The organism is Deltaproteobacteria bacterium HGW-Deltaproteobacteria-4 (assembly GCA_002841765.1).
Lineage (GTDB): Bacteria > Desulfobacterota > Desulfuromonadia > Desulfuromonadales > UBA2197 > UBA2197.
The window spans coordinates 24,191-38,004 of record PHAV01000019.1; the positions used below are offsets into that span (position 1 = coordinate 24,191).

Sequence of the window (13,814 nt, forward strand, 5' to 3'; positions counted from 1 at the left end):
CTTACATCTCCCGCAGCGGCGCTTGCCAGGCCGCTTTCAGTTCATCGAGTGACGCTGCGATCAATGAACAGTTATTGGCATCAACGACTTGCAGCTGTGCTGTGGTGATCACCTCGCCGAGCAAAGAGCAGCTCTGCCGGGCAAAGAGTGAAGTGAAGCGTCCCTGATTCTCCGGATGGACCGTCACCAGCAAGCGGCTCGCCGATTCCGAGAAGAGGATCTGCGGCACGGTCAATTCGCCGCGCGTCTCCACCTTGCTCAGATCGATGCGCATGCCGAGGCCACCGCTGAAGGCGGTCTCGGCAAGTGCGACAGCCAGGCCGCCGTCAGAGAGGTCGTGACAGGAAGCGATAAGCCCGGCGGTCTGGGCGGCATTGAGGGTGCGATAACGGGCCAGCGCCGAGGGCGCATCGACCTGCGGGACATTAGCGCCGAGTTCGCCAAGCTGTGCGTAAAGTTCGGAAGCGCCGAGCTCATTGGCGGTGACACCGAGGAGATAGACGAGATCACCGGGGCGTTTGGCATCCATGGTTGTCGCCAGCCGGACATCGTCGATCTTGCCGATCACCGAGAAGAGGACGGTCGGCGGGATCGAAATCTTCGTGTCGCCGATCTGATAATCATTCTTCATCGAATCCTTGCCGGAGATCAGCGGCACGCCGAAGGCAACGCAGTAATCGTAAAGGGCCTGATTCGCCCGCACCAACTGAGCAGCCTTGTACTCGCCGTCCGGAGTCTTGTCGCTCTTCACCGGATCGCACCAGCAGAAGTTATCGAGCCCAGCAACATGATCGATCTTGCCGCCGACCGCCACATAGTTGCGCAGCCCTTCGTCGATGGCGTTTGCCATCATCTGGTAGGTGTCGATATCGGAATAGCGCGGGCAGATGCCGTGCGCCACCACGGTGCCGACGTAACTGTCATCGAGAGGACGGACGACCGCGGCATCAGAGGGACCATCATTGACGACGCCGGTGAGGGGTTTGACGATCGTCCCGGCCTGTACTTCGTGATCGTAGCGCCGCACCACACTCTCTTTCGAACAGATATTCAGGCTGCCAAGGAGATTGAGGAGGGCCGTCTGCACGTTGAAGTCCGCGGGAAGCTGCGGTTCGCTGCAGGTCGGGGGCGTCCAGGTGGCGGGAATGAGCATCTGCGGCACACCTTCATGGAGAAACTCCATCGAGAGCCAGGTGACGGTCTTCCCTTGGTACAGGCAATGATAGTAACCGGAGGCAGTGAACTGGCCGAGATCGGTCGATTCCACCTCCATCTCCGCAGAGAGGCTGAGAAAAGCGGCGAGTTTATCGGGCGGAACCGCGACGGTCATGCGCTCCTGCGCTTCGGAGATGAGAATCTCCCAAGGCTGCAAGCCGGGGTATTTCAGCGGTGCGCGATCAAGATGGAGCTCGAAGCCGCCGGTATCCTGTGCCATCTCACCGATGGAAGAGGAAAGTCCACCGGCACCGTTGTCGGTAATCGAGCTGTAAAGACCGCGGTCGCGGGCGATGATGAGGAAGTCAAGCATGCGCCGCTGCGTGATCGGATCACCGATCTGCACCGCCGTGACGGGTGAACCTTCATGCAGCTCTTCGGAGGAGAAGGTGGCGCCGTGGATGCCGTCCTTGCCGATGCGGCCGCCGACCATGACGATGCGATCGCCGACCCGGGCCGCCTTTTCGTGGCAGGGCTTGCCATGCAGAGTGGCGGGCATGATCGAACCGGTACCGCAGTAAACAAGGGGCTTACCGACGAAACGGTCATCAAAGACCAGCGAGCCGTTGACGGTCGGAATGCCGCTCTTGTTGCCGCCGTGCTCGACCCCTTCGACGACGCCTTCAAAAATCCGGCGCGGCGGCAGCAGACGCGGCGGCAGCGGTTGGTCGTAAAAGGGCGAAGCAAAGCAGAAGACATCAGTATTAAAGAGGAGACGCGCCCCCATGCCGGTGGCAAAGGCATCGCGGTTAACGCCGACGATGCCAGTCAAGGCTCCCCCGTAGGGATCAAGAGCCGACGGGGAGTTGTGGGTCTCCACCTTGAAGACCAGGCTCCAGTCGTCAGTAAAGCGGATGACGCCAGCGTTATCCTTGAAGACCGAAAGGCAGATATCATCCTTGCCCTGTGCCGCGCGGATATCTTTAGTGGCGCGGACGATGTAGCTCTTGAAGAGAGAGTTGATCTCCTCCCTCTTGCCGGTGGTGGTATCGAGATAATCGATACGCGCGGCGAAGATCTTGTGTTTGCAGTGTTCGCTCCAGGTCTGGGCGAGGGCTTCGATCTCGCAATCGGTAAGGAGAGCGCCGAGGCCGACCGCTGCCCGCACCGCCAGCACCTGCGGATCACGGATATAGGCCTGAATCGTCTGCATCTCTTCAAGATTGAGGGCGAGCATACCCGCCTTGCTCAGCGCCAACAGTTCAGCATCACTGACATCCAGATTCACTTCGTGAACCTCGGATGCTGCCGTGACCTGTACCTTCGGCACGGTTGCGGGGAGACCCTTGACCCGGTCGAAGCGATCGGAGGAAACAATCGTCCAGCGCTGAATCAGGCCATTGGCGAGGAATCCGGCGGTAATTTTTTCAGCCAGAGCCGCATCGACCGGGCCGGAAAGGAGGTACTGCACCGAAGTATAAACCCCTTCGCCGGCAGCCAGGGGACGACCGATCTGGTACTGGATCGCCTCTTTGGCGGTACGTCCGACATTGTCGGTGACACCGGGACGGTAGCCTACCTCGATAAGGATATCGAACTCCGTGGCGAGGGGGGCATTGATCGCTACTTCCTGGATGACCGGATCGCAAAACGGTCCGTGCGCCGCCGCGGCGACTTCCTGCTGTGTCAGGTCGGCATCGATCGTATAGACGTCGAGGGTCTGGACGGCCGCCAGGTCAATCCCGAGGTGTTCGCGCAACTCCCGCTGCACCCGGGCAGCGCGGGCATCCCGCACTCCCTTTTTCAAAGCTACTTCTATGCGCCAGGGCATGATGTCTGACTCCTGCATGGTGTTACGATTAATACGAACAATCCGCCTCGAAGACCCGGTTAATAATCGTGTCGACATGTTTGAAACTTTGTTCGCACTCCTTCTTGGCGATTATTTTCAGACGGAAAAACAGATAGTAGCAGTTTCCTGTCGTCCAAGGATTAACTCGGGGGCGCAGCAACTCTGGCGATCGACAGTCCTTCGGGCCGCGGATAGAGCATGTTGCGGGGTATTATTGGTTTCGCTTAAATGTCCGAGAAAAACCGCCTCAAGTCCCTCCCACAGGAGAGTATCAAGAAGCTTGGCGCCGGCTTCGTTCGAAAGGTGGCCGTGCTGGCTGCGTATCCGCTGCTTGAGGTACCAGGGATAGGGGCCGTCACGCAGCAAGGTTTCATCGTGATTAAATTCAAGCACCAGAGCGCGGCAGCGTTGCAAACGCTGCACTACCAATCGCGTCGCGATGCCGAGATCGGTTGCCACACCGATGCGCCCTTCCCGGCTCTCAATGACAAAACCGGCGGTCGCTACGGCATCATGGGTCAACGGAATCGTTTCGATGCGCAGGTCACGAAAGTCAACAACCTCCCCGGCGGAAAACTCCCGCACCACCGGCAGCGCCCCGGTCTTGTTGCCGAGGGCTGTCAGGGACGTAGGGTCGATACAGACCGGCAGCTTCAAGCCGCGCGCAATCGGACCGAGGCCGCGACAGTGGTCGCTGTGTTCATGAGAGACCAGGATCGCATCTAGCTGTGCAGGATCGACATCAATCATCGCAAGCCGCTCTTTGAGACCGCGCAGAGAAAGTCCGGCGTCGAGCAGCAGGCGGGTTTCGCCGCTTTCGATGTAGAGAGCATTTCCTTTGCTGCCGCTGGCTAACAGACAGATCCGCACTTGATAAAATACTCCTTATTGCGGCTGCGTTATAACAGGAATCGGCCTTTGCCGGCAAGGAAAGATTTGGCGGGAAAGATCAGATTATCTCAGTTGGGTCAACCGGGGGGAGAAGAGGAATAAGGACGAAAAAAGCGCTCCCGCAGAATTTTTCCGAATGATGGCCTTCACTCTCGACCCAGATAGCGCCGCCGTGACGGTCAACAATCCCCTTGACAATCGTCAGTCCCAAGCCGGTACCACGCCCCCTGAAAGCCATCTTGCCGGTAAAGTGTTCTTCAATTTTTCCGATCTCGTAAAACTTTTCAAAAACTTGTAACTGCTCTTCCACATCGATACCGATACCGCTATCACGCACCACCATCTCGACATAGGTGTGCTGATGCGTATCGATAGTTTCGACTTCATCAATTCCTGCCGATTTATCCGGCGCGCGCATGATCCTTACCAAACGCGTCGTCAGCGTAATGGTGCCGTTGTCCGGAGTGAATTTGACCGCATTTCCAACCAGGTTGGTAACAACCTGAAACATACGATCCGGATCACAGAAGACTTGCGGCAGGTCAGAATCGAGATCGAGCTGTAAGGTTTGATGACGGACATGGAGAAAGTATTCGAGTTCGTTGGTAGCGGTACGGATTAATTCATTGAAGTCGACAAGACGGACACGCAACGGCATCTGGCGACGATCAAGGAGTGTGACATCAACAATATCACGGACAATAGCCGTCAAACGGTCAGATGCATCGGAGATATAACGAACCATGGAGAGGACAGATTCATCCGCCCGGCCGGCAACGCCACTGAGGATCAGTTCGGAGTATCCGGAGACAACCGTCAAAGGCGTCTTCAATTCATGCGATACCATGCCAAGAAAAGAATTCTTCATAGTATTCAAATTCTGCAAGTCAGAAGCGACCTGCTCGAGATGCTCTTTGATCTCCTTGTCGCGGGTGATATCACGAATCGTCATCTGCGTCATCCTCTTTCCACCCGGGTCAACCATAGCCGAACTGCGAAGCGAACCGACGACCCGTTCACCGCTTTGCGGGCGGACAAAGTTCAGTTCAAATTCGTTGATCCGGCCCTCCCGCAAGTCACACAGCATGGATTCCTCCCTTTCAATCCGGCCACCATGGACTCTGGCAAGGAGGGTGAGGAAATCTTCGTTAACGGCTACAGCGCGCGTGACGCCAAAGAAGTTTTCGGCAGCCCGATTGATCAAGAGGATACGATCAACATCATCCACAACCAGAATTGCATCGCTGGCATGTTCAAGGAGGGTGCGGTACATCTCGCGGTTGGCGGCAAGCTCGTCGGTGATCCGCTCCTGCTGTTCGTACGACGACTGCAATTCACGATTGGAGAGTTCAAGTTCTGTGTAGCTGTCCTGAATCTTGAGATCACGATCACGCAAAGACTTCGCCATGGATTCCAAAGCATTGGCGAGGGAGGCAAATTCCAGAGTCGACATTTTTGGCAGTGGGGCATTAAAATCGCCGCCAGCAACTCTTCTGGCAACACGACAAAGTTGCTCAATCGGCACTGTCAAATTGATACGAACGAAGAAGAATAAAACCAATAAGACGATGAGGGATGCTACCACCAGCACAATCAAGGTATAACGCAACAATTTTAATGGCATCGCCGAAAGGGCCGACTCAGGGAAACCGAGACTGACCCAGCCGACCGTTGTCCCGTCAGGGGCGAGGATGCGCGTCGTGGTATCGTAAACATGACCAAAACGGGGGTTAAAAAGGTGGGAGGTTGCCGTATTTCCTGCTTGTACCTCGCTGAGCGTGACAGGTGAAGGTGAGAGCGGGTCATGAGAATAAAGGGGGTTGCGATTGGCATCAACAATGACACAGTAGACAATCTCGGGATCACTCGCGACAACTTGCCGACAGCGATTGCTCATCCCTTCGATCTCGTTGAGATTGATCCCGAGAGAAAGGACTTTTTCAATTCCCGAGCTTAGCTCCTTGCCAAGGAGGCGGCTACGAACGGCAAGACTCTCCCTATAGTCGCGACTTACCTGCCGAATCGTCAGCACATTGTCGACGGCAAGGGTCACAAGCAACACAGCAAAAACAAAGAGAAGAATCCGTTTACCAAGAGTAGGGATCATGAACGGCAGTCTACCTGAAATTTCAAAAAATTTTAGAATAACATGGCATTTTGATACTGGCAATGAATTGCCAATAAAATATTCTAACCTTTTCCCCGGGGAGATCCTTTAGTGTTGACGGCAACAATCAGTTTGGATTACATTTTTGGGCGCTGCGTTATCAAAGTTTCGGTGAGTTATAGACAACCGCCTCGCAAGCGCTATACTTTTTTTAATTTAAACAGGTTCATTTTATTCACCAGATTCATTTCATTCAGGAGCCTTCCATGTCTGTAAAAATTGCTATCAATGGTTTTGGTCGTATCGGAAGAAGCGTACTCAGGGCTGCAAGCGGTAACCCGACAATCGAAATTGTTGCCGTCAACGATCTGACGGATCCCGCTACTCTGGCCCACCTGCTCAAATACGATTCAGTCCATGGTATCTATGCGGGTGACGTTCAGTCGACGTCCGACGCCCTGATTGTCGACGGTCGTGAGATCAAGGTTTTTGCCGAAAAGGATCCGGCCGCCCTCCCCTGGGGGAAATTGGGGGTTGAGATCGCCATCGAATCGACCGGACGCTTCACCTCCCGCGAGAATGCTGCCAAACATCTGGCGGCCGGAGCCAAAAAAGTCATCATCAGCGCCCCCGGCAAAGGGGAGGATTTGACCATCGTCCTGGGGGTCAACGATTCTGCTTACGATCCGGCTAATCACCATGTTATCTCCAACGCCTCGTGCACGACCAACTGCCTCGCGCCCGTCGCCAAGGTCCTCCTTGAAAACTTCGGTATCAGCAAGGGTTTGATGACGACCATTCACTCTTACACCAATGACCAGCAGATACTTGACCTGCCGCACAGCGATCTGCGTCGCGCCCGCGCCGCTGCTCTCTCGATGATTCCGACTACGACCGGGGCAGCCAAGGCTGTCGCCCTCGTCCTGCCGCAACTCAAGGGGAAACTCGACGGCATGGCGGTGCGGGTCCCGACCCCGAATGTCTCCCTCATCGACCTGGTGGTCAACACTGAAAAAGAAACGAATGTTGCGGAGGTCAATGCCGCCCTCGCCGCAGCCGCCGCCGGGCCCTTGCAAGGCTACCTTGAATATTGCACCGCCCCCCTCGTCTCTATCGATTTTAATGGCAACCGCTCTTCCTCAATTGTCGATTCTCTGATGACCACCGTCATTGCCGGAAACATGGTCAAAGTCATGGCCTGGTATGACAACGAGTCCGGTTACTCCAATCGCATCATCGACCTCGTCCTCTTTCTCCGCCGCCAACAAGCCTGAATTCAAGTTTTAAAAATAAAATTAACGGGAGGAAAGCGTTGGCTTCCTCCCGATTTATTTCTGGCAATGGGGAGAACACGAAATGTTCAATAAAAAAACGATCAAAGACTTCGATTTCAAAGGGAAAAAAGTTCTTTGCCGGGTCGATTTCAACGTTCCGATCGACGATGCGGGGCAAGTCAGTGATGACACCAGAATTGTCGCTTCGCTGCCAACCATTCGCTACATCCTGGAGCACGGTGGTCGACTCATCCTCGCTTCACACCTCGGACGCCCCAAGGCCAAACCGGAAATGAAGTACAGTCTCGCACCGGTAGCTCCCTACCTGGCCAAACTGCTGGGACGCCCGGTGACCATGTCACCCGACTGTATCGGTCCCGAGGTGCAGACGTTGATTTCTGCCATGCAGGATGGTGATCTTCTCCTCCTCGAAAACGTCCGTTTTCACGCCGGCGAAGAGAAAAATGACCCCGCTTTTTGCGCTGAACTTGCTGCCCTGGCGGAGTGCTACGTCAATGACGCCTTCGGCACGGCGCACCGCGCCCACGCCTCCACCGAAGGGGTGGCGCATCTCCTGCAGCCGGCCCTTGCCGGCTTCTTGATGGGGAAAGAGCTCGACTACCTCGGCACAGCTCTCGCCGCGCCGAAACGCCCATTTGTCGCCATCCTCGGCGGTGCGAAAGTCAGTGACAAGATCCCGGTTATCGAAAATCTCCTCGCCAAGGTCGATACACTAATCATCGGCGGCGGCATGGCCTACACCTTCCTCCAGGCCCAGGGGATCGAGGTCGGCAAGTCCCTGGTCGAAAGTGACCGGATCAACCTTTCCGCTGATTTACTGGCAAAAGCACAGGAGCGCGGAGTCAAAATCCTCCTGCCGGTCGACCATGTCGTCGCAAAGGAATTCAAAGCCGAGGCCGAGCACCGTATCTGTAGTAATAGCGATTTTCCGCCAGAATGGATGGGGCTCGACATCGGTCCGCAAACTGCAAAAATTTATGCCGATGAGGTCAGCAAGGCCGGAACCGTCATCTGGAACGGGCCGATGGGGGTCTTCGAATTCGATGCCTTCGCCGCCGGAACATTTGCCGTTGCCAGGGCCCTTGCCGACTCATCCGCCCTCTCGATCATTGGCGGCGGTGATTCGGTGGCCGCTGTCAATAAAGCCGGACTCGAAGCGCAGATGACGCATATCTCCACCGGCGGCGGAGCCAGTCTTGAATTCCTGGAAGGGAAAGAACTCCCCGGGGTCACTGCCCTCAATGATAAGTAACGGTATCGAACCGACATAAAGGACAGACCTCATGCGTACACCGATTATCGCCGGCAACTGGAAGCTGCACAAAACGATTTCCGAAGGACGGGAACTGGTAAAAAAACTCAAGGAAGACCTTGCCGATATCAGTGATCGAGAGATCATTATCGCCCCGGTCTTTACTTCTCTCGCACCGTTGGCTGTTGAATTAGCAGGGAGCAACATTCAACTGGCAGCGCAAAACTGCCATCCGGCCGAGAGCGGGGCCTTTACCGGTGAAGTCTCAACCCTGTTCCTCAAAGATGCCGGCTGCACCTCCGTCATTGTCGGACACTCCGAACGGCGGCAGCTCTTCGGCGAAACAGATGCCTTTATCAATGCCAAGATCAAAGCTGTTCTTGCTGCCGGCATGCAGGCGATCTTCTGCATCGGCGAGACTCTGGCAGAACGGGAGTCCGGCGAGATGTTCGATGTTCTCACCCGCCAGGTACGCGAGGGGTTGAGTGGTCTCGACAGTACTGCCATGAGCAACGTCATTATCGCCTACGAACCGGTTTGGGCGATCGGCACCGGCAAAGTGGCGAGTGTCGATGAGGCTCAGGATGCTCATGTTTTCATACGCGGTCTGATCTCCGGCCTCTTTGTCGGTAAAATTGAAGAGCAGATGCGGATTCTTTATGGTGGCAGCGTCAAACCGGAGAATATCGACGGCTTGATGGCACAGGAAGACATAGATGGCGTACTGGTCGGTGGCGCCAGCCTCAAGGCGGATGATTTCATCCGCATCGTGCGTTTTACGCGCCTGTAAATCTTTTTTGCTTTTCTTCATTCTCTAAAATGTGTTATTAAACTGCACTTCAATGATTAAACGAACCGAGGAGTAACATTTTAATGGAAACCTTGTTGCTTACGCTCCACGTTCTGGTCTGTATTTCTCTGATTATAATCGTCCTGCTGCAGGCCGGAAAAGGGGCTGAAGTCGGTGCAACTTTTGGGGCCGGCTCCAGCCAGACGGTCTTTGGCGCCAGTGGCGGCCGTGATTTCATGACCAAATTAACGACCGCAGCCGCAATCATCTTTATGTTGACCAGCCTGACCCTGGCCTACTTCATGGACCAGCCGGCGACCGGAAGTATCATGCCGTCAACAGTCACCGCCCCGGCAACCGCCCCGACCCTGCCGACGCTACCACCAGCCCAGGGGGATGCAAAATAGTCATAAGTTTCTTATTGACACTCAGCGTTCCTTCCATTATAAGTAGCGAACTTTTTGCCGAAGTGGTGGAATTGGTAGACACACCATCTTGAGGGGGTGGCGGGCAATTGCTCGTGCGAGTTCGAGTCTCGCCTTCGGCACCATTAGTTTTACCTCCTGTTTTTTCAGGGAGATATGAATCCAACTTTTCAAGTGTGATACCAGCGGAAATAACTGCTGGTCAACCTTGAGGAGTTGGATTTATGCTTTTCCCCCTCTAAAAACGACCCATCACTTACTACTGCCACATCACAATCCCTGCGGAACTCTCTGATCCATTCCCCGTTCATCACCTTCACATTTCTCTTAAGACCGAAATTTTTAACCTCTTTTCCAACGTTAACCAAACCTTGCTGGTCATCAGCGAGACGAAAAAACTGCCATCCAGTCAGCGGCGAAACCTAGAAATAATTGACTGTCAGTAACGGTGCAAGAATGCTTCGATTTACCCCTGTGGTATCGTTGAGTTCAATCAACCCGAGAGGAACATCCCCAAAGTCTTCCATGATGCGAACCTGGAAATCTGAAAGTTTTAAGTTTTGGGCCGCGATCATCAGCGGTGTCACATCAATCGTGACGTAGTCACCTGAATCTGCCAAGAACATAGGGAATGTAACCGGGGGAACATCCAACCGTGACAGGAAATCGAAATCCGACTCAATCAGGACAGGCGGTTGAAAGGAAACCAGATCGATGCGCACCGGTATCGTGTCATTCGGAAATTCAATATCGACATTGTTGATGAATATTTCGAGGAAAGCCGATTCAATGATGGCGTTTAAGGGGACACTGACCAGAGAAAAATGCAGAAATGCACGGTATTCATTGCCGCTGACTGGGTCTACTCCAGCGCGCACCCTCTGAGTATTTCCTTGGTCTATGAACAACACATCCGTGAAGGAGTCCAGTTCAATATCGCCGTCAATGGTCGATTCACTGAGGATTTCAGTGACAAACAGAGGCGGTGAATTATTGTTGTCGCCCCCACACCCAGTCAGAGTCAGAATCAAAAAAGCCGATATCGCTGCCAAAAATGTCACTTTCATGCCTGCCTCCTGTTTAGCAATTTAGTGCCCCTGAGCGGCCGGTCCTAGATTTTTGACCTTTTGCCAGCTCTCGTCGGGATTGTAGACCGAAATAGCTTCGGCAAGGCTTCGGGTGTTTTCACCAAAATCCTTCTCGAAGATGATCCCGTCCTGATTAACCACAAAGGTCATAACGCCGGAATTTCCGTATTCTGCGGGGTACGCCACCAAGGCAAAACCGAGGATCATTCTCCCCTTGACCACATAGCTGTAGGAACCCCCTTTAGCGTCTTTGCCCTGTTCCTTGAGAATCTTGAAATAATACCCATGGAACGGTGACAGATTGTTTTCCGCTCCATACCCTTCCTGTGCCGCCCGCGCCAGCAGTGGCCCGAGCGGACTCTGCTCCTCATCCTCTCCGGCCTGCCAGTAGAGGCCGTCGTGACTGCCCGGCGAGCTGATAAAATACTGGGCAAATTCGACTTTGCCCCCTCCACGGCAATCCTTGCTTGCGTATTCGTGTTGGGCGGCGACATAGGCATCGATCACATCGATGACATGAAGTTCATTGCGACCAATCCTCCGGTTCAAGATCTCCTGCTTGCCTTGGCTGATGTCAAAACTCCAACTCTCTCCCTGCTTGACGATCGGAATCGGCATAGTCCAGTCATCGACGCCGACATGCAGGATCATGGTATCGACGGTCCTGGCCTCCAGAGAGTGCTTCTCCTCATAGGAGGCAACGAATTTATCCCGACTCGCATTATCTGCGACCCTGTCGCCCGAAGAGATCAATTCCTCGCTGCCTGGCCCGAGGATAGCCTGAATAGTTTGCAGATCATCCGCCTTCGTTGCCGCAACCAGCGCCTGTACCGCCGCAACGGGCGAAGGAAAAATGGTCTGCAGATCTGCCGTTTCCCCGGCATCCGCCGAAGCTGAAATGAATATGACTACGGTCACGATGCAGGTGAGCAGGACCGTCCAAATCATTCTGTTGATTGTGTTCAACACTGAAATATTCATGGTTTCTCCCCTGACTGAGGCATGGATCCGACCATTTACTAACGTTCTCTGCGCGAATCGCCACCACGCACGTCACCGCGGGGATCTCCACCCGGGCGCTGTTTCAACTGTCCACCCAGGGACCCGTCTGTCTGCTGGCGCATGACATTACTGCGGTTGCTTATCGCGCCGCGCTCACCTGCCCGGCGCTCGAAACTTCCTTCGCCAACCCCTCGGAAGGGGTTATCCCGTTGCACCGGACGTTGCAGAATATCAGACCCGGACTGCACCCGAGGCGGAGTTACGCCTTCCCGACGGATGACGGAAGCTGGCGGCCTGGTTGCAGGAATCTGTCGTATCTGTGGTGCCTGCGACGGAACCTGTCTCTCTCCTCGCTGCGAACGGGGCTGGAGCGATCTTACCTTCGGTTGTTCAATACGTCCTCCCGGATAACCGCGCCTTTCCAGGTCCGAAGGGGATGATACCCGTGGAGTCCGCACGCTGAAACGTTCGCTCGTTCTCAGGTCCCGGTACGCTACCCCTTTTCGATGTTGAGGATTATGCCTCCAGACATACCGGATTTCATCTCGTCTGTCGTAGTGCCGGTGAAAGCTTCTGGTCCGGTTGGTGTCGATATAAACTCGATAATACGGCCAGTCGAACCAGGTCCATGAGAAGGTATTAAACCCGAAGTATATGCCGGAACTGAAACCGATAGAGACTCCACCGTAAAACCCGGATGGATAGTACCAGTAGTAAGGGGGATAAGCGGGATACCACCATGGACCGTAGACATAGAAGGGATCGTAGACCGGCACATAGATGAACTGCGGATTGGCAGGTTCGATCTTGACAATTTCGTCCTCAACGATCACCTTCTGTTCAGTGGTCGTGCTGAGATTGCCCTGCTCTATGGCCTTACCGCGCAACTCCTGAACAGTGGCCAAGACCTCTTCTTCCTGACCCAGAAAGGCATCGCCCAGTTTCCTGGTTTGATCAAGCTTGTCGCTCATGGATTTCAGGATGTCGGGAAAATGACAGAGCGATTTGACACTGGGATCCCAGTTCATGTCGAGCAGGGCATCATCCAAATCTTTCCCTTCCAGATGCAAGTTCTGGCCTCGCCAGCGCTCCGCCTCCACCACTTCCAACGGATAGGTTGACGCCATCAGGATCTGAGCAGTCAATGCATCCGGGTAGAGCGCAATCGGCGCAAGCATCTGCGTCAACTCTTCCTTGCTGAATTTGTACTCCTGATCAAAATCACCTGCGACCTGAGCCATGATTCCGGCAGGCAGGACCAATAAAGTGATGACGATCCATATCATCCTGCACAAGGTTGGCGCTAAAACTCTCATAAAGTCTCCTTTGCCGCATTTACTGGTGCCTGTAGATTATACCTTATTTCCAATTATACAGGATGCGCGCCGAAAAATTCGCTGCTTCCTGCGTTAATAAGACAAGGAGCGTGGACTGGGACGTAATAATTCACCAAAGATAGACGCAACTCTTTTTTGTCGTTGTTACAGATTATTATCCCGGACCATTGACAGAGCTGCACTGCTTTCTGTATTTTATCCTCATGAACTCTGTGTTGCGTACCGTAACCTTCATACTTCTCCTGCTGGCTCTCTCCACCCTGACCGGCGTTGCTCAGACAGCATCGGCCTTTGTGGCCCAAGAGGCATCGTTGCATTGTTGCCCGCATGAAAAGAGCAGCGACGAGACACCTTCTGAGCTCCCCGGCTGCTCCCTGGATTGCCATTGCTCTGCCTGCCAGGGGGTTGACGTTTTGTACCGTCTTCTGCTGCTGAATACCTCCCTTGAAACCGTGCTCCGTCACCCTTCCCCGCTCTCTTTCTTCCCGGCCGGACATCAGCAATCCATCGAATACCCACCCGAAACGACCTGATCAAAACTTTTCCTCTTATCATTGCATTGTCCGCATCCAGCGTTGAGCGGACAGACTTCGTCTGTCCGGGCTGTGCCGACGGTTCCG

The 13,814-nt window shown here is 54.4% G+C and carries 11 protein-coding genes and 1 tRNA gene; 5 read left to right on the forward strand and 7 right to left on the reverse strand.

The features are described 5' to 3' along the window. Nucleotide 1: 1 nt before the first annotated feature. From CVU69_12085 to CVU69_12095, 3 genes are all read right to left on the reverse strand, one after another. Nucleotides 2-2,986 carry a phosphoribosylformylglycinamidine synthase gene (locus tag CVU69_12085; protein ID PKN11512.1) on the reverse strand — a complete coding sequence of 995 codons (2,985 nt, stop codon included), beginning with the start codon at nucleotides 2,984-2,986 and terminating at the stop codon, nucleotides 2-4. A gap of 117 nt (nucleotides 2,987-3,103) precedes the next feature. Further along, nucleotides 3,104-3,877, reverse strand: a complete 774-nt coding sequence (locus CVU69_12090; protein PKN11513.1) for an MBL fold metallo-hydrolase — start codon at nucleotides 3,875-3,877, stop codon at nucleotides 3,104-3,106. A 79-nt stretch (nucleotides 3,878-3,956) separates the two neighbouring features. Then, complete coding sequence (locus tag CVU69_12095; GenBank protein ID PKN11514.1) at nucleotides 3,957-6,005, reverse strand: PAS domain-containing sensor histidine kinase; 2,049 nt, start codon at nucleotides 6,003-6,005, stop codon at nucleotides 3,957-3,959. A gap of 266 nt (nucleotides 6,006-6,271) precedes the next feature. On the opposite strand from CVU69_12095, the gene gap reads away from it, so the two are divergent. The 5 genes from gap (at nucleotide 6,272) to CVU69_12120 (ending at nucleotide 9,892) form a co-directional block, all read left to right on the forward strand. Further along, the gene (gene gap, locus CVU69_12100; protein PKN11515.1) at nucleotides 6,272-7,279 is read left to right on the forward strand and encodes a type I glyceraldehyde-3-phosphate dehydrogenase; all 1,008 of its coding nucleotides are present in this window, start codon (nucleotides 6,272-6,274) and stop codon (nucleotides 7,277-7,279) included. A gap of 82 nt (nucleotides 7,280-7,361) precedes the next feature. Then, nucleotides 7,362-8,552 (forward strand): phosphoglycerate kinase, encoded by a 1,191-nt coding sequence (gene pgk, locus CVU69_12105; protein PKN11516.1) that lies wholly within the window; start codon nucleotides 7,362-7,364, stop codon nucleotides 8,550-8,552. Nucleotides 8,553-8,583: 31 nt separating this feature from the next. After that, nucleotides 8,584-9,342, forward strand: coding sequence for a triose-phosphate isomerase (locus CVU69_12110; GenBank protein PKN11517.1), 759 nt, complete (start codon nucleotides 8,584-8,586; stop codon nucleotides 9,340-9,342). A gap of 83 nt (nucleotides 9,343-9,425) precedes the next feature. Next, nucleotides 9,426-9,749, forward strand: coding sequence for a preprotein translocase subunit SecG (locus CVU69_12115; GenBank protein ID PKN11518.1), 324 nt, complete (start codon nucleotides 9,426-9,428; stop codon nucleotides 9,747-9,749). A gap of 56 nt (nucleotides 9,750-9,805) precedes the next feature. Beyond that, nucleotides 9,806-9,892, forward strand: a tRNA-Leu gene (locus CVU69_12120). A gap of 297 nt (nucleotides 9,893-10,189) precedes the next feature. Here the strand turns inward: CVU69_12120 and CVU69_12125 are convergent. The 4 genes from CVU69_12125 to CVU69_12140 are packed head-to-tail and all read right to left on the reverse strand — an operon-like array spanning nucleotide 10,190 to nucleotide 13,691. Continuing rightward, nucleotides 10,190-10,834 (reverse strand): hypothetical protein, encoded by a 645-nt coding sequence (locus CVU69_12125; protein ID PKN11519.1) that lies wholly within the window; start codon nucleotides 10,832-10,834, stop codon nucleotides 10,190-10,192. 21 nt (nucleotides 10,835-10,855) lie between these two features. Continuing rightward, complete coding sequence (locus tag CVU69_12130; GenBank protein ID PKN11520.1) at nucleotides 10,856-11,836, reverse strand: DUF2950 domain-containing protein; 981 nt, start codon at nucleotides 11,834-11,836, stop codon at nucleotides 10,856-10,858. Between the two features lie 38 nt (nucleotides 11,837-11,874). Further along, nucleotides 11,875-13,173, reverse strand: coding sequence for a DUF3300 domain-containing protein (locus CVU69_12135; protein ID PKN11521.1), 1,299 nt, complete (start codon nucleotides 13,171-13,173; stop codon nucleotides 11,875-11,877). A gap of 53 nt (nucleotides 13,174-13,226) precedes the next feature. After that, the gene (locus tag CVU69_12140) at nucleotides 13,227-13,691 is read right to left on the reverse strand and encodes a hypothetical protein (GenBank protein PKN11522.1); all 465 of its coding nucleotides are present in this window, start codon (nucleotides 13,689-13,691) and stop codon (nucleotides 13,227-13,229) included. Nucleotides 13,692-13,814: the final 123 nt, after the last annotated feature.

Bases quoted from the DNA above. Each gene is read 5' to 3' on its own strand.
- CVU69_12085 (PKN11512.1), bottom strand. From the start codon at position 2,986: ATGCCCTGGCGCATAGAAGTAGCTTTGAAAAAGGGAGTGCGGGATGCC.
- CVU69_12095 (PKN11514.1), bottom strand. From the start codon at position 6,005: ATGATCCCTACTCTTGGTAAACGGATTCTTCTCTTTGTTTTTGCTGTG.
- gap (PKN11515.1), top strand. From the start codon at position 6,272: ATGTCTGTAAAAATTGCTATCAATGGTTTTGGTCGTATCGGAAGAAGC.
- pgk (PKN11516.1), top strand. From the start codon at position 7,362: ATGTTCAATAAAAAAACGATCAAAGACTTCGATTTCAAAGGGAAAAAA.
- CVU69_12110 (PKN11517.1), top strand. From the start codon at position 8,584: ATGCGTACACCGATTATCGCCGGCAACTGGAAGCTGCACAAAACGATT.
- CVU69_12115 (PKN11518.1), top strand. From the start codon at position 9,426: ATGGAAACCTTGTTGCTTACGCTCCACGTTCTGGTCTGTATTTCTCTG.
- CVU69_12125 (PKN11519.1), bottom strand. From the start codon at position 10,834: ATGAAAGTGACATTTTTGGCAGCGATATCGGCTTTTTTGATTCTGACT.
- CVU69_12130 (PKN11520.1), bottom strand. From the start codon at position 11,836: ATGAATATTTCAGTGTTGAACACAATCAACAGAATGATTTGGACGGTC.
- CVU69_12135 (PKN11521.1), bottom strand. From the start codon at position 13,173: ATGAGAGTTTTAGCGCCAACCTTGTGCAGGATGATATGGATCGTCATC.
- CVU69_12140 (PKN11522.1), bottom strand. From the start codon at position 13,691: ATGTCCGGCCGGGAAGAAAGAGAGCGGGGAAGGGTGACGGAGCACGGT.